This window comes from Nocardia sp. NPDC003482 (genome assembly GCF_053588115.1).
The window spans coordinates 43669-60914 of record NZ_JBSFPI010000020.1; the positions used below are offsets into that span (position 1 = coordinate 43669).

The window sequence follows — 17246 nt, forward strand, 5'->3', positions numbered from 1 at the left end:
GGTAGTGTGCTTGGGCTCCTGACCCAGACCAACCCACAGGCGTACTTAATTCGTATACACAAGATAATGGTAATCTTGCACATACGCAATACGCGGGACACGACTGGTGAGAGGTTCTCATGAGTGGCGAATCAGGTCACGGCCAAACGCCTGGTCATCAGGTGCGCGTGCCGCGGCCGATGTGGGAGGCGTGGGGCCGAATCACCACCAGGCAAGGCGTCACCCGTACTGAGCGGATTCTCGACACCCTGCGAGCGGACATTATCGAGCACGGAGACGACACCGACCGCGCTGATCTGGCCAAGGGAGAGAAGGAACTGGCCGAGCGCCGTGCACGCCTGTCACCTGGTCGGCCAAGACGTTCCAAAAGCTGAACAAAGGCCCCCGGTTCGGACCGGCTTGGGAGCGGATGTTCTGATGATTTCCGTCACTATCCATATGTATAGAGACGATAGATTCATCGTTTCCCCTGGTCGACGCCCATGTCTTTGCGGGCGCGGTGGAGTTGGGTGTGCCAGCGTTCGGCGTGGGTGACGGCGTAGCCGACCACCGTGTCGGGTGCCTTGCGCGTCCAGCGTTCGATGGCGAGGCGGATCACGGTGGCGGCGGGGAGCCGGTACACCCGCGGCGGCACCCCGCGCTGCGCGGCGAGGCTGGCGTAGCGCAGGCCGCGCGCGCGGGGGGCGGCGTGGGGGAGTTCGGCCGCGGCTTGGTCGCGGGCCTGGGCGAGCGCCTGGTGGTGGGCGTCGTGGGCGGCGTCGCGCAGGGCGTCGATGCGGTCGGCGTAGTCGCCGGGCACGTACACACTCGCCGTCGACACCGCCGGGAACGCGCGGCGGCCGCGTTCGTCGGCGAGGCTCTCGCGAATCCGCTGGTGCGCGCGCACCAAGTCGAGGGGAGTGGGTGCGGCGTGGTCGAGCAGGTCGACGACCGCGGCGGCGAGGCAGTCGGAACTGCTCGCGGGCGGGCGATGATCGCGGGTACGCCACCGCTTGCGGTTCGGCACCAGCAGCGCTTGACGCCACGCGGCCACGACGCGGGCCTGCCGCGCGGTCAGCTTGCCCGTCGACATGTGCACCGCCACCGGCTCCACCACGTCGTCCGGGTCGGCGTCGACCACACCGTCCGGCGACTCCTCAGAAGAGGTATCCATATGGATACTTTACATCAAATAGGCAGGTAGATGCTGCTTTCTTTCTGTCGGTGGTGTGGTTTACCGTACGGGGAGCGACACCCGTTTCCGGCCTTGTCCCCCTTGCCTGAGAGGACCCTTCCGCGATGACCACACCCGCGCTTCCCACCGGATCCGAGGCGGCCGCCGAGGACCCCGCGCCGCGGCCGTTGGGGGCGGTGCGCTGCGCCGCCCGGCTGGCCGAACGCCTCGGTGTGGACGTCGACGCCGACGACATCCGCGAGTTGGACAGCTCCGGCGCGCTCACCGCGGTCGACCAGTTCCGCACGGGCGGGCGGGTCTACCCCCTCTACGACCTCGCCGCGATCGACGCCCTCGACCCGGATGAGGTTGTGGCCGTGGTCGCCGCCCGCACCGCGTGGCTGGCGGCGTCGCTGCCGCTCGACACCGTCGCCCACCGATTCGACTGCGGGCGCGGCGAATTCGTGCGCGCCGCCCGCGGCCGCGGGGTCGAGTCGGGCCGGTTCGGGCGGTGGCCACGCCGCGAGGTCGAGGCGCTCGCCGCCGACGAGGAGTTCCGTGAGCGGCTGCGCGCCGATCGGCTCGTCACCGCCGACGCGGCCGCGCAACTCCTCGACTGCGCGCGACGGCACTTCGACATCGCCGCCGAGCACGGCTGGATCACCCCCGCGCGGGTGCACCACAAGGAGGTCGGCCGCTACCGGACGGTGGCGGTGCCGCTGTACCGCACCGGCGACGTCGAGGCGCTGCTCGACCGGCCGGGGATCGACTGGGAACAGGTGCGGGCCTGCCCGAAAGGCCGCCCGTCGCCGCTTCTCGAATTGGTCGGCGGCCGCAAAGCCTCACGCGCCCAGCTGATTCGGGCGTTCCTGGAAGGCTTCGGCGCCGACCACGGGATCGAGATGTGGGCGTGGTGGGTGCCGGGCCCGGACGTGTGGGAGATCGACTGGGAACGCCGCGACGATGGCCCCACCAAAACCGATGTCGCGGCCGCCATCGACGCCCAGCCCGCGCTGCGCGCGCACCGGGACGCGATCCAGCTGGGCGCGGTGGCCGGGGCGGCGATCCGGTTCGCGCGATCACGGCTCGAGCCCGGCGCGGCGGTCATCCTCGACACCGAGACCACCGACCTGTACGGGGCGATCTGCGAGATCGCGGTCATCGACGCCGCCACCGGCCGGGTTCTGCTCGACACCCTGGTCAACCCGCAGGCCCCGATCACCGCGGGCGCGGCCGCGATCCACGGACTCACCGACACCGAGGTCACCGCGGCCGGGGTGCCGACCTGGCCGCAGGTCTACCGCCGCCTGCTCCGAGTCACCCGAGGCCGCCGGATCCTGGCCTACAACGCCGACTACGACCACACCGTCATCGCCCAGGACTGCGCCCGCCACGGCATCACCCGAACCCGACTCACCGACCGGGCACTGTGGGACGACGTCATGGTCCCCCGCAGCGACCACACCCACACCCACCGGTGGCTGCCCAACGGCGGCGGCCACCGCGCCCTCGCCGACACCCTCACCACCCGCCAACACCTGCTCCGCATGACCGCACCCTGACCAGACCGCGGCGAAAACCGCTGCGGAGCCCCTAATTTGTCCACACGCGCGTCGAGACCCGCCGGAGTGGCTGGCCTTACACACCGGCGCTTGCAAGTCCTCTGTCAATCTGGGTCTCTCTGAGAACGTACAGTTCGCCCTGCCGATCAGGCCCTGCTGGACGTCGACCGCCGGTGCGCCAGTGTTGATCCTTCATCCCTCGGTGCAGTGTGACGGGCGCGTGCGCAACCAGCGCATAATCTCCCGCCAATGCCGCCCCGTCGGTAATCCGATCCGCTGCTTCGCATAGGCGTTCTCGGTGTGCCAGCCATACCATCCAGGAGGAAAAATCCGCGAAGTCGAGATTGCGCAGTATTTTCCTCCTTTTCTCGCGGTGAGACGCTTTCTCGGTATCCGTCAGGGATTTCCACCATTGCCGCTGGGCCCACAGCGAGCGGAGAGTCCGGGCAGCAGGGTGGTCACTGAAGGCCAGTTTCGAGTACGCGGGCAGACGGGCGAGCAGGGAGCAGCGTTGACGCCAGCGTGAGCGGTCGAGGTGGTGGCGTTGGCGGAGGAGGCGGGGGTTGCAGCGGCCGAGGGGAGGGGGGGTGCTACAGCTAGTGGGGGAGTTTTCCTTCGACGCCGCGTCGATGAACGCTTGTGCCGCCGATCCGATGCCGTATGCGTCGCAGTCGTTGGCACCGCCGCTGTAGGTGTGCGTGCGGACCACGATTTCAGCCTCGAGCAGAGCCGCCAGTCCTGCCCGAACCGTTTTCGTGTCGAGGTGAGTCTTCTCTGAAAGTTCTCGGCAGCTTATGGATCCATTTCTCTTGATCAGCACCGGGGCGAGGGCGTGCAGAATGGCCGCGATGCTATGGCGGCGACGGGGACGGCATCGTTGGAGTTGGGGCGTCGAGGCTACGGCCCGTTCGAATCCGCGACGGAATGCGCCGATGCGGGTGAGGGTCTCGGTGGAGTCGACGGTGTTGTGGATGCGCCACCGCCGCGGTCGATCGGTGGCGGCTTCCTTGATAGCTCGATCCCACAGTCCTTGCCAGCCGTCGCGGCCGAGAGTGCGGCTTCCGATTGGAGCAGCACGCTGTGCGAGTTTCCACGCGGCCTCCTCGTCGATGCCTTGTTCGGCCGCCACGGTGGTGACTGCGGGCATCCAGATGTAGCGGCGCCACCAGAGCTCGCCCTGCTCGCCAGATTTTCCGTCGAGGAACACGTCGTGCAGCCATGCCCGCTCGGCGCGGTAGCCTGCTCGAGCCATGGCGCAGGCCGCGCCGTATTCCTGTCCGGATCGCGACAGGTCGCGTTCTCCTGGCGTCGCCCAGCTGGCGGTGCGGGTGGAGGTGGGGCGCGGGCGGTGAGCGGTGAACGGCCTGGCTTCCAGGGCTGCGCGCGGGGTGAGCGTGCCGCCGAGAACAGGTGCTGTGTGGCCGCAGCGGTGGGGGGCACTGAGCAGACGAAGCACCTTGCCGGTTCGGTCATCGATGCGGACGCCGAGCTGCCGCGTGAGGCGGGTGCACAGTTTCGCCCAGTCGTCGAGATCGGTGCGGCGGCGAGCGACTGCGATCACGTGCATTCCGCCAGGGCGGCCAGAGCGCCGGACCATGTACGGCAACCCGCGTTGGACGCACCAGGCCACCTGTATTTCCGCACAGACGTCCCCGAGAATGGCGTCTGCTTCTGCGGGGTCGATGTCGGCGCCGAGCACTCCTGGTCGAAGGCGGCCGCCGATCGAGGCGGCTTGTCCACGTGCCAGTGCCTGCCGTGCTTCGTCGAGGTGAGCGACGCGTTCGGGGGAGCGGTTGTCGGCCGAGATGAGGACGTAGGGTGCGACGAACAGGGCTCGATCGAGGACGGCGGCGATCGAACGGTCGTCGCGGCGATTCTTCGCGACACGGGCCGGAGTTGATGGACCCGTGTGTGGGCGTGCGCTATCGTTGGAGCTGTCCAATGACAGTCCTTCCTGGGGCGTCGGTGGACAGCAAAAAACCGGGTTCTGGCAGACCCGCAAATTTTGGAGAACTCCACCCCCGGCGCGGCATGCCGGGGTTCTCCTTTTGGAGAGGTTCTTCGCTATCCGTTCAGTTTTGGCGGTCATCTGCGGGGACTCGTTGGCGGCGAGTCTCCGCAGTACTTGTTAGGGCGGTCCCATCGGGGCCTTCGGCCCACCTCCTGCTCGGTGGAGTTCAGCTCGTAGGGTCATCGGTTGGCCCTGGTCGGGCGCTCATGATGCTTGTTCGAGCACCTCTTGCAGTGGTACGTCGGTACGCTCTGCATCTTCGAGAAGCAGCGCACAGACGTAGTCGTTCATGTTCTTGAAGCCACGACGCATTGCCTGCTGCTGGAGGTCGATCACCTCGGGCACTCGGATCTTGTGCTCGTTGCGCGGCCCTAAGCTCGGTCGGCCCAGCTTGGCCCCTGTCGTGTGTGCTCTCCGACCACGACTTGCGCCTGCCATCTGCGTCTCCTTCACTTCAGCCGGTCCCAGGCGGATTTTCTGGGGACAGCAAAGGTGATTATTGGCGGTCGCGGCGTAGCTGGCGAAGTGACACGCCGAAGAACGCGGAGTTTTTTGTACCCAGAAACGGGCTGGCCGGGCCGGGCGGCCGATGGGAATGCGGTCCACGCTCTTGGGGTTCCGGTAGTAATCGCGCGAAAAACAACGGATATGACGTAATCCGCTGGTAGACGCTGGTTTTGGTGTTCGTGCTGCGTGTTGGGGTGGTTGGTGCTTGGCTTGGCTGCCGATGAGGTTGGTCGGCGTGCTGGAGGTTGGGGTTCGTGGCGACGCGGGTGTTCGCGGACGAGGAGTTGGAGCATCTGCGGGGGGTTCCCGGAGATCAGCCGGGAGGAGTTGTTCCGGTATTTCACGCTGACTCCGGCGGATCTGGCGTTCGTGGATCCGGGCCGTGGCCGGGGCCCGGCGGACCGGTTGGGGCTGGCGATCGCGTTGTGCGCGTTGCCGTGGCTGGGGTTTGTGCCGGACCGGGTGGTGACGGCGCCGCCGGTGGCGGTGGCGCGGCTGGCTGAGCAGTTGCGGGTGGATGCGACGCATATCGGCTCGTACGGCCGCCGGGCGCAGACCCGCACCGAGCATGTGCGGCTGGCGGCGCGGTATCTGGGCTGGCGCCCGGCGGGGACGTTGGAGTTCAAGGAGCTCGGCGAGTTCTTGCTGGCGCGGGCGATGGAGCATGATTCGCCGACGCTGCTGTTCCGGCTGGCGTGCGAGTATCTGATTTCGGCGCGGGTGATCCGGCCCAGCCCTGACACCCTCGTGCGCCGTGTCGCCCACGCCCGTGAGCAGGCGCAGCGCGAAACCTACGATCGGCTGGCCCATGAGTTCACCGAGCAGCGGCGCGCCGAGCTGGATGCGTTGCTGACTGTCGATGCGTCGCTGGGGATGTCGCGGTTGCGGTGGTTGTCGACCGGCCCGGTGGAGGCGTCGGCGAGCGCGGTGAAGGCCGAGGTGGAGAAGCTGGGGTTCCTGCGGCGTCTGGGTGCCGACGGCCTGGATATGTCGGTGCTGCCCGCGGAGCGGCGCCGGTTCCTGGCCACGATGGGCCGCCGGTTGACGCCGCAGGCCCTGGAACGGCGGGATCCGCAGCGCCGGTATCCGATTCTGCTGACGGTGTTGGCGCAGTCGGCCACTGATGTGCTCGACGAGGTGGTGCAGCTGTTCGATCAGGCGGTCTCGGCGAAGTTCAGCGCCGCCGAGAAACGGATGCGTGACGAGCTGGCCGAGCGCGGCAAAACGGGAGAGCACCGCCAGGCGCTGCTCGATGAACTGTTGGCGATCATCAACGATCCGCAGATCGCCGATGAGGAGGTCGGCGGCCTGGTCCGCGGCGAGAGGATCGGGTGGGAGCGGCTGCGGGCGGCGGTCGCGCAGGCCAAGCCCCGGCTACCGCGCGATCACGGGCACCTGGCTGCCTTGGATGCGTCGTATTCGTATCTGCGGCAGTTCACCCCGGCGGTGCTGTCGACGGTGCGGTTCGCCGGCGGCACTGCCGCGACGGAGCTGCTGATCGCGGTGCACATGCTGCGGGAGCTGAACGCCACCGGCACCCGCAAAGTGCCCCCGGAGGCACCGACCGGGTTCGTGCCGACGAAGTGGCGCGGCTACCTCGAGGAGGCCCGAAAGTCCGGTAGCGCCACCGGTTTCCGCCATTACTGGGAGTTGTGTGTGCTGCTCGGCCTGCGGGACGGGCTGCGCAGCGGCGACGTGTATGTGCCGGGGTCGCGCCGCTACGCCGACCCGGCCGCCTACCTGCTCACCGAGGAGCAGTGGGCGCCCCAGCGCGCCGAGTTCTGCCGCTTGGTCGGCAAGTCCGCGGACCCGGGCGAGACCCTGGCCGCGGTGGTCGACGAGCTGCACACGGCGGTCGGCGAGCTGGAGGCGGTGCTCGGTGACGGTGAGGGCCCGGTCCGCCTCGATGACGAGGGCGAGCTGGTGATCTCCCCGCTGACCGCGGAGGACGTGCCCGCCGAGGCGACGGCGCTGAAAGCGGAGCTGACGGAGATGCTGCCGTTCGCGCCGATCGTGTCGTTGCTGATCGAGCTGGACAAACGCACCGGCTACCTGGACTGCTTCACCCACGCCACCGGCAAGCAGACCCGCACACCGGAGCTGAAACGCAACCTCATCGCCGTGCTGCTGGCCTACTCCACCAACCTGGGCTTGACCCTGATGGCGGAGGCCTCCGGGATCTCCTACGACATCCTCGCCTGGACCAGCGAGTGGTATGTGCGGGAGGAGACGCTGCGGGCGGCGAACCTGGCGCTCATCGACTACCACCAACGGCTGCCGCTCACCGCGGTATTCGGCGCTGGCACCCTGTCCTCCAGTGACGGGCAGCGGTTCCCCACGCGCGGCAAGTCCACCACCGCCCGGGCGCTGAGCCGCTATTTCGCGGAGGAAGGGCTGTCGACCTACACCCACGTCACCGATCAGCACGCCACCTACGGCACCAAAGTCATCGTCGCCACGAAACGGGAAGCGCACTACGTGCTCGACGAAATCCTCGGCAACGCAACGGATCTGCCTATCACCGAGCACGCCACCGACACCCACGGAGTCACGCTCGTGAACTTCGGGCTGTTCGACCTGCTCGGACTGCAGCTCTCACCGCGGATCCGGGATCTGGGACGGATCACCCTGTACCGGCCGGGGTCGCGCGCCGACACCGAGGCCCGGTTCCCACACGCGGGCCCGCTGCTCACGCGGAAACTGAATCTGGACCTCATCTCGGCCCATTGGGACGACCTGCTGCGGCTGGCCGGGTCGCTGAAGTTCGGGCACGCCACCGCTTCACTGCTGGTCGGCAAGCTGTCGGCGTCCGGGCGGCAGAACACCCTCGCCGCCGCGCTCAAGGAGTACGGGGCGATGCGCCGCACCATCTACGCCTCCCGTTACCTGTCGGACCCGGACTACCGGCGGCGCATCGCCCGCCAGCTCAACAAGGGCGAATCCCTGCACGCGCTGCGCCGCGACCTGCTCTACGCCCATGAAGGCATGATCCGAGCGCGGCACCTCGAGGCGCAGACCGAGCAAGCCTGGTGCCTGACCCTGGCCACGAACGCCGTAATCGCCTGGACCACAGAGTATTACGGGCTCGCGGTCGAGCAGATGCGCCGTGCCGGGCAGCGCATCGACGATGAGGTGCTCGCCCACATCTCTCCGGCGCACAGCGCCAACATCAACTTCTTCGGCGCCATCGAGGTCGATATCGACGCCGAACTGGCGCAGCTCGGGCCTACCGGGTACCGGCCGCTACGCGTCCGAGACACCCTGTTCTGACGCAATGGCGTGGTGACCGACCACCTCTCGCAGGTCCGCCGGGCATTCGTCCAGGCTGTCGACGGGTTCCCATTGCTCGCACGGTCTACGGTCGGCGGGCGAGCACCATCTCCCGGCGCTGCTGCGGGCACTGCGAGGTGTAGTGCCAGTTGTCCAGGCACCACATGTTCAGGCAGATGTGCTGCTCGCGGCGGCGGACACATCCACGCATGCGCACACCATTGAGCAGGCTGGTGAGCGCGAACGGCAGGACCGGCTGCTGTTCAGCGTGTAGCTCATCGAGGGTGCTGTACCACTCGCGCCGGTAGCGATCGCGGTGACGGCAGGGCAGAGCCAGAACGGCCACGGTTACCAGCAGATACTCCGGGCCGGTCGCCCGGCTGTGAGAAGACGTCACAATTCAATACCCCCACGCCGGACTCGTCGGCCCCGCATATCCCTCCGGTGTCGTCCGCTCGGAATTCAGTGCCTGCTGAGCCTCGACGAGAGCAGCGCGGGCGTGCGCGCTGCCGTCCCGGGTGAGCTGGTACTGGCGGCGCTTACGGCGTCCTTCGACGGATTCATCAATGCTTTCCCACTCGCTGGTGATCCAGCCGGCGGCTTCCAGACGAGCAAGGATCGGATAGACGCTCCCCGTCGGCAGGTCGCAGCGTTTAGCGATCTGCAATCCGAAGTTCTCCGTGGCTGGATGGAGGAGTAGCACGCGTAGCACTGCGAGTGTTTGAAGTGTCATCCGAACCTTGTCGACCATGATAGCTAGTCTACACTGGGCATCCATGTTGCTCTATATAGCCTTGAACAGCGGTTATGTAAACCTCTCCGTCAGTGGTGCCGGGCAGGCAGGCGCGATGTCCGCGGGGTCAGCCGTGTTCTGGATGGCGTGCGCGCTGCTGGTGGCGCTCGCCGCCATCTGCGGACTGGTCGCAGGATTCCTGTCGTGGCGTGGAGGGGCCAACACGTCCAACGCCGTTCTTTACGGCTTCGGCGCCTGCGGCGTCGCCGCCGGTCTCGGCATCGCGTTCTTCGCCCTTCTTGTCTGAGTTGCGGGTCCACTCGATTACCGGTTGGGGGCTTCGCGACTCCGTCCGTACTGTCGTCAAATGACCCTTTGACGACATCTGTCCCGGGCAGCTCGGAGACCGCCCGGATCGTGCGGAAACAGCGCACCCGATCCAATGCGATCCGTTCCGGATTGACGACAGGGTTTGACGACAGGTAAAAACCGTGAACGGAATGAAGCGGTCGGCGGAAAGGGGCACGGCGGCCATGGCCGAACTCGTCTACACGCGCGTGTCCACCGACGAGCAGAGCACCGCCCGGCAGACCCACCTGCTCACCGAGGCCGGGCTCGTCGACGGCGCACCCGGCGTGCGATTGTTCGCCGACCCGGCCACCTCGTCGAAGATCCCCGCGCTCGACCGCGACGGCTTCCACCAGCTCGCGCGGTATGCGCGCCACGGTGACCGGCTGACGGTGTCGGAGCTGTATCGGCTGTGCCGCGATCTCGCCGACATCCTGGCCGTGCGCGATTGGTGCCAGCAGCACGGCGTGCAGCTACGGGTGCTGTCCGGGGCGCTGTCGGGCATCACCGACCTCGCCGCCACCGACGCGACCACCACCATGCTGGTCAACGTGCTGATCTCGGTCGGGCAGTTCCAGCGCGACCTGCAGAACGAACTCACCCGCGAGGGCCTGGCCGCCGCCTGGGCCCAAGGCGCCAAATCCGGGCGTCGACCGCAGGTCGCCGCGATCGGTGCCACCGAGCAGGTGCGCCAGGAATTCCGCGACGGAGCGAGCATCGCCGCCCTGGCCCGCCGGCACCACGTGAGCCGGGTCGCGATCCGCACCGCCCTGGCCGACCTGCTACCCGGCCGACCCGAACAACCCGCGCCCGACGAGGATGGCGAGCAGCGCCCGATCCGAATCGAGGTGCCCGGCAAGATCGCCCACCACCTCACCGGCGGTGCCGCCGACCTCGGTGACATCGAGCGCCACGCCCTGCAGCACGGCCGGGAAGTGCGCCGCGGCCAGGGCTACAGCCTGCACATCACGGCGGCGCTGCACGTCCACCAGGCGCTGCTGGCCGCCGCCGAAACCATCGGACAGAGCACCTCGGCCGCCGACCGCAAGGCATACCGGATCTACCGCGAACGCCTCCGCCAGCGGCAGCCATCCTGACGAGGTTCAGGAGCGCGAAAACCAGCGTCTACCAGCGGATTACGTCATATCCGTTGTTTTTCGCGCGATTACTACCGGAACCCTCTCTTCAACCCGCCGCAGTCCCACCGGCGAACTCCCCGAAGGGGACGGCTGCTGGCCGTGAAGGTCAGGAGAACCGTCGGGCGGCTAGTCGATTTTGGTGATTTGGATGATGTGTAGGCGTTGTCCAACTTCGCCGGGGTAGCGGCGGGAGGTGACGAGGGCGGGTTGCCACCCGGTGTCGGTGTGGGCGCGGATGCGGGCGGGGGTGGTGGTCTGGCTGTCGGGGAGGCCGGGTTCGAGCATGATGGTGGTGCGGCGGAGTGGTTCCCAGTCGTCGGGGTGGATGAGGGCGATGTCGCCTTCGCGTTGCCAGTCGATCCAGGCGGGTACTTTCCCGATCCATTGGACGATGACAGGTGCGGGGTGGGTGGTGGGGAAGGCGAGTAGTGCTGCGGCGGGGGCGTTTTCGCCGGGGTCTGTGGTGAGTCCGAGCTGTTCGAGGGGGCCGATGGTGGGGCTGGCGGTGTCGGTGATGTCGTAGTTGATGCCGCGCATGCCGACGTGGCGGTCGTCGCGGCGGCCGCGTCCGACGCCGTACCAGTGCATGAGGTGTCCGCGGTCGTGCAGGACGGTGAGGGTGGTGGTGATGGTGGCGTCGGGGTCGGGGTTGGTGGCGAGTTCGATGAGTTCGGCGACGGTGTCGAACCGCACGACTTTGCGGAAGAATTCGCCGGGGGAGCGCACCCTTTTGAACCCGTCGGCGTCGTCGGTGGACATCATCCAGGAGTCGAGCCCCTGCCGGATCTGGAGCTCGCCCAGGTGCCAGCAGATTCCGGCTACGGGGCGGGGTGGGGTGGGGGTGTCGTGGGCGAGCCCGATCCAGAGGTGGATGCCGTAGACGTCGCCTTCGGGGCCGATGATGGGGATGGCTTCGACGTAGCGCTGTCCGGCGCGGCCGTGGGCGGGCTGCTGGATGCGGGAGCCGGTGCGGCGAACCCATTCGAGGAGGTCTACGAGGTCGACGCCTTCGTCGCGGTCGAGCCGCCGCAGCGAGGTCCAGTCGCGGGGCTCGCCGTCCTTGGCGACGATGGTCATCGGGTGGGGCTGGGCAGCGAGTGCCTCGATGAGGAACCACGTCATTGGAGCACCTCCATCGTTCGGGGGTTATGTCCTGGCTAGGACTTTCAGGTCGTAGGGTTCGGGCCGCAGGGTGCCCCGCTCTTGCATCGTGAGGGGGGCACCGGCGCCGGTGAGGGTGTAGGCGTCGAGGATGCGGGCGAGCAGCAGGCTGGCCTCGTGGAGCGCGAATTGGCGGCCGATGCAGCTGCGGGGGCCGGTGCCCCAGGGCTGGAAGAAGCGGTCGGGATGTTGCCGGAGACGGTCGGTGTCGAAGCGGTGGGGATCGAATTCGGCGGCGTCGGCTCCCCAGACGTCGGGGTCGCGGTGGGCGGCGAGGGCGAGCACGAGCACGGCGCGTCCGGCGGGAACGCGGTAGCCGCCGAGGATTTGGTCGGAACGGGCGACGCGGAAGAATCCGGGCAGCGGCGGCCACAGGCGCAAGCATTCGTTGAGCAGGCCGCGGGTCAGGCGCATGCCGGTGACGGCGTCGTAGTCGAATCCGCCGCGGCCGCGGTGTTCGTCGCGCAGTTCGTCTTGCAGGTCGGGGTCGGCGGCGAGGTAGTGCAGCGCGACCTCGAGCAGGGCGGCGGTGGTTTCGTGCCCGGCGATGAGGAAGGTGAGGACCTGGCTGGCGATGTTGTCGGCGGACAGGGGCTGGCCGGTCTCGGGGTCGGTGGTGGTGAGCATGACGCTGAGCAGGTCGTGGGCCTCGGTGTCGGGGTTGGCGGTGCGGGCAGCGATGACGCGGTCGACGTAGTCGCGCACGGTTCGGACGTTGCGGTCGATGCTGCTCGCCCGCAGCCGGGACCGGAGCGCGCCGATGATCGGCAGGTCGTTGGTGGTTTCCGAGGCCCATTGCAGGACTTCGGCCAGCGCGGTGACGAAGCGGCGGGAGTCGGCGCTGTCGGGGCCGTCGTGGAACAGATCGAGGTCGCGGGAGAATCCGGCGCGGCCGATCACCTCGAGGGTGGCGCGGGTCATGGCGGAGTGGACGTCGATGCTGCCGGTGGTGGCCCACTCGGAGAGGAGGTCGTCGGCGACGGTCTGCATGGCGTCGTGGTAGGTGCGCATGGCGGCCTGGGCAAAGCCGGGGGTGAGGATGCGCCGGGCCTGTCCCCACAGCGGATCGCTGGAGCGGGCGGTGAAAAGGCCGTCGGGCACGATGCGTCGCAGGACAGCGCCGGGCCCGACGAGGGCACGGCCCCAATGGGTTTCGTCGCAGGTCTGGGTGGCGAGGCGGGCTCCGGACACGATGACGAGCCGGTCCCGCAGGAGCTGCCGCTGGAAGATCGGGCCCAGACCGTCCTGGGCGAGTTTCAGCTCGTGCTGGGTGGGTCGTTTGCGGTCGACGCTGGTGATGTCCCCGAGGATCGGCAGACGGCCCGGGGCGTGCGGCAGTCCGTCGAGTTCGGTCGATCTTGATGCCATGCTGTCACCTTCTCACGGCGGACGGGCGGGATGCGGCTTCTGAGGTCCGTTGATAGCGAATGGCTTCCAGTCATTGCAACCAAGATCGAGGTGTGATTAACTGCATATGCGCTGGGTGGCTGATTCCCCTGGCCGGTCCGCTAACTCCATCTCGACGCGTGTATCGCGGTGCGAGGACACCGACAAAGCATGCGTGAGCTGGTACGACCGCCACGAGGACACCATGTCAGCCACCCCCCATTCCCACCGCCTCTCGGCGGCAGCTTCCTGCTCCACCCTCGCGGTGTCACTGCGGTGGGTCGGGCCTACTTGGATCTTCCTCCCTCCCAGGCGATCAGCGAGTTACCGCTGGGGCGCACCGTCGCGCGCGCGGAGCGTGATAGGGGTTGGTCCCGGCGCCGACCTCGTGCGCGCTCCCCCCGGACACGGGGGTGGGGAGCCACGTTCGGGGCGGAGAGCAAGGGCTGGGGTAGTCGCACTCGTGATGCAGGGGTCACTGTGATGAAAAGCGTTCGGGAACAGAGGAATTGTTGGACTCCTACACTGACCGCCGGGAGCGGGGGTCAGGGGGCGCCGTCGCAGCGGTCGCGCCGACGGGCGTCGGCGCCGCGGCCGCGAGTGAGGGGCTCGGGCCGGTACGCCGAGGTCGCGGCCGCGCGCACGCTCGTAGGCGGCGCACACCTCCGTGGGGGTGATGTCGAGAGTAGCGGCGAGTCGACGCGCGTTCTCGTCGGTCAGGGCGGTGGAGCCCTCCTCCAGGGCGAAAGGGGGGCACCGATGATCGCGTGACGGTGGTGACGGCGAGCGCTGAATCGGCGGCTGCAACCGCGGGACACGCGCTCCGCCTCGCCCGGTAAAAGGGCCTTCCCCCCGCTGCTACGAGGGGAAGGCAACCGAAGGGCTTCGGGATTCGCGGCTGCAACCGCTCCCGGAGCAGGTGCAGAAACTCGGAAAGGCTCTGCAATGACAACACTAGATCCTGTCGTCTCCGACGCGCTCGACCAGACCCCCGAAACCCTTGTCCCTGAGACCGGATCGTTGCGGTGGGGCGCCCTTCGGCGGCGGGTGTTCGCCGCGGAGCGGACCCGCGTGCTGCGTGTCGTGGTGTCACCGGCAGTCGCGACCGCGGTCTTGTTGACCGCCTCGGGGTTGGCCCAGGCGGCTCCGTCGGAGCAGCCGGGCATCACCGGTCCGGCCAAGCCGCAGGAGCAGCCCGGTGTGACCACCGCCCCGCCCGCTCCGCAGCGCCAGCAGCCCCCGCAGGTGCCCTCACAGCCGCGCGAGCAGTCGCCGCTCGGCAACGCGATCCCCTCTCCGGCGCTGCCCGCCGATCCCAACCAGTACCGGTACTCGACCCCACCGGCGGACGATTCCGGGCCGTCGACCGTGCCGCAGGGCGAGACGTCGCCCGCGCAGTACAGCGAACCGTCGACGTCGACCCCGCAGAGCGACACCGCGCCCGCGCAGGACAGTGAGCCCTCGACCACGCCGCAGGCCCCGGCCCAGCAACAGCCGGCCGGGCCGTCGACGACGCCGCAGCGCCCGGCGCCGCAGCCGCGGTCCGGGCCGCCGCTGGTCGAGGATCTGCCCAACCTGCACCCGCCGACGCCGGTGGAGCCGCCGAAGGTGATCGTTCCCGCGGCTCCGGACAAGCTGGGTCTGGGGGAGCTGACGATCGCTCGGCCGGACTGGGTGCCCGCGGATGTGGCCTGGAAGGTCAACGGCCACATCGCGTTGATGCAGCGCGATACCAATGCCGCGCTCCAGTCGATCGGCGTCAATGCCTCGCGCGCGGATGTCATGTCCGCCGCGATGGTGCTGGGTGGGGTGTCGGGGTTCGGGATCGGTGCGGCCACCGCCGGGATTCCGCTGGCTGTGGTCGGCGCGGTCGGCGGCGGCCTGATCGGCGGCACGATCGGGGGTATCGCCGGGGCCGCGGTCGGCACCCTGCTTCCGGTGCCCGGGGTGGGCACCGTGACGTCGGGGGTGGCCGGTACCGCGATCGGGGCGGGGGTCGGCGCCGCCGTCGGCGCGGCCGCCCTCGGAGTCCCCGCCGCGCTGGCCGGGGGTGCGGCCGGGGCCGCGGTCGGCGCGTTGGCCGGTGGTATCGCCACCGCCGGTGACGGGTCGGATTACGTTGCGCCACCGGAGGATTCGCCCGTGCCCGCGCCGATGCCCACGCCGGAGATACCCGCGCCGGAGGCCCCCGCGCCCTCGCTGCACGACGAGTTGCGCGCGCAGGCCGACGCCGCCGTCGGCGCCGGAGAGCAGGCGGTGGATTGGGTGCAGGACCAGCCCGGCGGCCAGCTGGCCCTCGACGCGGCCGCCTCGGCCGGTGAGGCGGCGGCCCAGGCGTGGCAGGCCCAGCCGGTCGCCGAGCAGGTCGACGCGACGGTCACCCAGGTCGCTCGCGATGTCGTGACGACCGCCAGGACCACCCCGCAGACGGCGGCGGCCGAGGCGGTCACCACCGCCATCACCGAGCAGCCCGCGTTCGAGCCGGGCCAGTTCGGGCCGCTGACCGATGCCGCCAATGCGGCGCTGGCCACCGTGCAAGGGCTGGTGCGGTGATGACCCCGGCGACGAACCGGTGGCGGCGCGCCAGCGCGCTGGTGGCGACGGCATTGATCTGCTCCGCGACCGCGGCCGGAACAGCGGTGGCCGACCCTGCCGCCGCCCCGGCGGGGTCGGCGGCCGACTGCACGGATGTGATCGCGCTGGCGGTCCCCGGTACGTGGGAAACCAGTGCCGGGGCCGACCGCAACACCGTGCCGGGCATGCTCGGCCAGATCACCGGCCCGCTGCTGGCCGCCCTGAACGCGTCCCCGTCGACCATGGCGACAACGGGGACGGCGGGGACACCCACGTCGACGGGCACCCGTGCGTCCGCGACGCGCGCTACCGCGGCGGCCCCGGCCGCGGCGAAGGCCGCGTCGGTGCGCGCGGAGCAGGTGCCCTACGTGGCGCAGGTGGGTGGCCCCCTCGCGGGCATGGTCACGGGAAACCCGTTGACGCTCAGTCAATCTCGGGACAACGGGGAGTCCGCGCTGCGGGCGCGCGCCAAGGAACTCGCGGAGGCGTGCCCGTTGTCGCGATTCGTCGTGCTGGGCTACAGCCAGGGCGCGCTGATCGCGGGAGACTTCCTGTCCGAGGTCGGCAACCGCAAGAGCGTGATCGACCCCTCCCGCATCCTGGCCGGTGCGCTGCTGTCGGACCCCAAACGCTCGGCCACCGCCGACCCCGCCGACCCCACCGCCACCTCGCCCTCGCCCTCGTCCGTTTCCTCGGCGACCGCGAAGTTGTCGGCGGTGTCGGAGACGCTGGTCGGCTCCAATCCCGGTGGGGAGGGGGTGCTCGGTCAGCGCGACGGGGGCATGGGGGTGCTCGCCGAGCGGGTGACCACGATGTGCGCGCCCGCCGACGCGGTGTGCGGGCTGTCGAGCAAGTCCAAAGTCGTGGCCGCGGTGGTGCCGTTGCTCAACCTCACCCCCGAGGATCTGCCGGCCTACTTGATCGGGCGAGGCATGGAGCTGGTGAAGAACGTCGCCGCCGCCGACCCGCAGGTCATCGCGAAGGCCGCGAAGTCGGTGATCGGCGAGTTGACCAAACTCGGGGTGGCGGCGGCGACGTCGCCGGAGACCTTGCCGATCGCGTTGGCGGAGATGGTGTTCTCCTCCACCATGCTCGACGACGTCGCCAAGGTCGTCCGCATGCCCGAGTTCGACGCCCTGGTCAGCCTGACCAAACCGGACGAACTCGTCCAGCAGGCCACACAAGCGGTGTCGTATCTGCTGCTCGACGCGCACCGGTCCTACGCCAGCAATTACAAGGTCGACGACGGCGGCGACACCGCCACGCAATGGATCGTGAAATGGCTGACCGCGAAAATTCAGGCCGGTCTGTAATCCGGTGACGCTCTTTCCGCTGGTGCCCGAATAGGGCTTGCTGGACGCCAGCGGAAAGAGCAGCCACCGAAACCTGATATCGCCGGAAT

Annotated in this window: 12 protein-coding genes and 1 pseudogene; 6 read left to right on the forward strand and 7 right to left on the reverse strand. The window is 68.9% G+C overall.

All coding sequences use genetic code 11. The features are described from left to right. Positions 1-457 precede the first annotated feature (457 nt). Positions 458-1153, reverse strand: a complete 696-nt coding sequence (locus tag ACWDSJ_RS27900; RefSeq protein ID WP_450035367.1) for a hypothetical protein — start codon at positions 1151-1153, stop codon at positions 458-460. A gap of 125 nt (positions 1154-1278) precedes the next feature. Between ACWDSJ_RS27900 and ACWDSJ_RS27905 the strand changes: the two genes are divergently transcribed. Beyond that, a complete protein-coding gene (locus ACWDSJ_RS27905; protein WP_450035369.1) occupies positions 1279-2715 on the forward strand; it encodes a 3'-5' exonuclease in 1437 nt (478 codons plus the stop codon). Positions 2716-2791: 76 nt separating this feature from the next. Here ACWDSJ_RS27905 and ACWDSJ_RS27910 read toward each other — a convergent pair whose 3' ends face one another. Both ACWDSJ_RS27910 and ACWDSJ_RS27915 read right to left on the reverse strand, forming a co-directional pair. After that, on the reverse strand, positions 2792-4657 hold the full coding sequence (locus ACWDSJ_RS27910; RefSeq protein WP_450035370.1) for a hypothetical protein: 1866 nt from the start codon (positions 4655-4657) through the stop codon (positions 2792-2794). Positions 4658-4930: 273 nt separating this feature from the next. Then, on the reverse strand, positions 4931-5332 hold the full coding sequence (locus ACWDSJ_RS27915) for a hypothetical protein (protein WP_450035372.1): 402 nt from the start codon (positions 5330-5332) through the stop codon (positions 4931-4933). Positions 5333-5487: 155 nt separating this feature from the next. On the opposite strand from ACWDSJ_RS27915, the pseudogene ACWDSJ_RS27920 reads away from it, so the two are divergent. Next, positions 5488-8503: pseudogene (locus tag ACWDSJ_RS27920) on the forward strand (Tn3 family transposase). A gap of 85 nt (positions 8504-8588) precedes the next feature. Here ACWDSJ_RS27920 and ACWDSJ_RS27925 read toward each other — a convergent pair. Continuing rightward, positions 8589-8900, reverse strand: a complete 312-nt coding sequence (locus ACWDSJ_RS27925; protein ID WP_450035373.1) for a hypothetical protein — start codon at positions 8898-8900, stop codon at positions 8589-8591. A 3-nt stretch (positions 8901-8903) separates the two neighbouring features. Then, positions 8904-9254 carry a PadR family transcriptional regulator gene (locus tag ACWDSJ_RS27930; RefSeq protein ID WP_450035374.1) on the reverse strand — a complete coding sequence of 117 codons (351 nt, stop codon included), beginning with the start codon at positions 9252-9254 and terminating at the stop codon, positions 8904-8906. 25 nt (positions 9255-9279) lie between these two features. Here ACWDSJ_RS27930 and ACWDSJ_RS27935 point away from each other — a divergent pair, with 25 nt between their 5' ends. Both ACWDSJ_RS27935 and ACWDSJ_RS27940 read left to right on the forward strand, forming a co-directional pair. After that, positions 9280-9543, forward strand: a complete 264-nt coding sequence (locus ACWDSJ_RS27935) for a hypothetical protein (protein ID WP_450035375.1) — start codon at positions 9280-9282, stop codon at positions 9541-9543. Positions 9544-9736: 193 nt separating this feature from the next. Beyond that, complete coding sequence (locus tag ACWDSJ_RS27940) at positions 9737-10681, forward strand: recombinase family protein (RefSeq protein ID WP_450035510.1); 945 nt, start codon at positions 9737-9739, stop codon at positions 10679-10681. A gap of 168 nt (positions 10682-10849) precedes the next feature. Here the strand turns inward: ACWDSJ_RS27940 and ACWDSJ_RS27945 are convergent, their stop codons facing one another. Then, complete coding sequence (locus ACWDSJ_RS27945; RefSeq protein WP_450035376.1) at positions 10850-11845, reverse strand: GAF domain-containing protein; 996 nt, start codon at positions 11843-11845, stop codon at positions 10850-10852. 24 nt (positions 11846-11869) lie between these two features. Continuing rightward, positions 11870-13252, reverse strand: coding sequence for a cytochrome P450 (locus tag ACWDSJ_RS27950; protein ID WP_450035377.1), 1383 nt, complete (start codon positions 13250-13252; stop codon positions 11870-11872). Between the two features lie 963 nt (positions 13253-14215). Here ACWDSJ_RS27950 and ACWDSJ_RS27955 point away from each other — a divergent pair. Together ACWDSJ_RS27955 and ACWDSJ_RS27960 are read left to right on the forward strand one after the other, a co-directional pair. Further along, entirely contained in the window at positions 14216-15823 is a 1608-nt protein-coding gene (locus ACWDSJ_RS27955; protein ID WP_450035378.1) for a hypothetical protein, read from the forward strand. Then, a complete protein-coding gene (locus ACWDSJ_RS27960; RefSeq protein ID WP_450035379.1) occupies positions 15823-17157 on the forward strand; it encodes a cutinase family protein in 1335 nt (444 codons plus the stop codon). Before ACWDSJ_RS27955 ends, ACWDSJ_RS27960 begins: the two co-directional genes overlap by 1 nt. Positions 17158-17246: the final 89 nt, after the last annotated feature.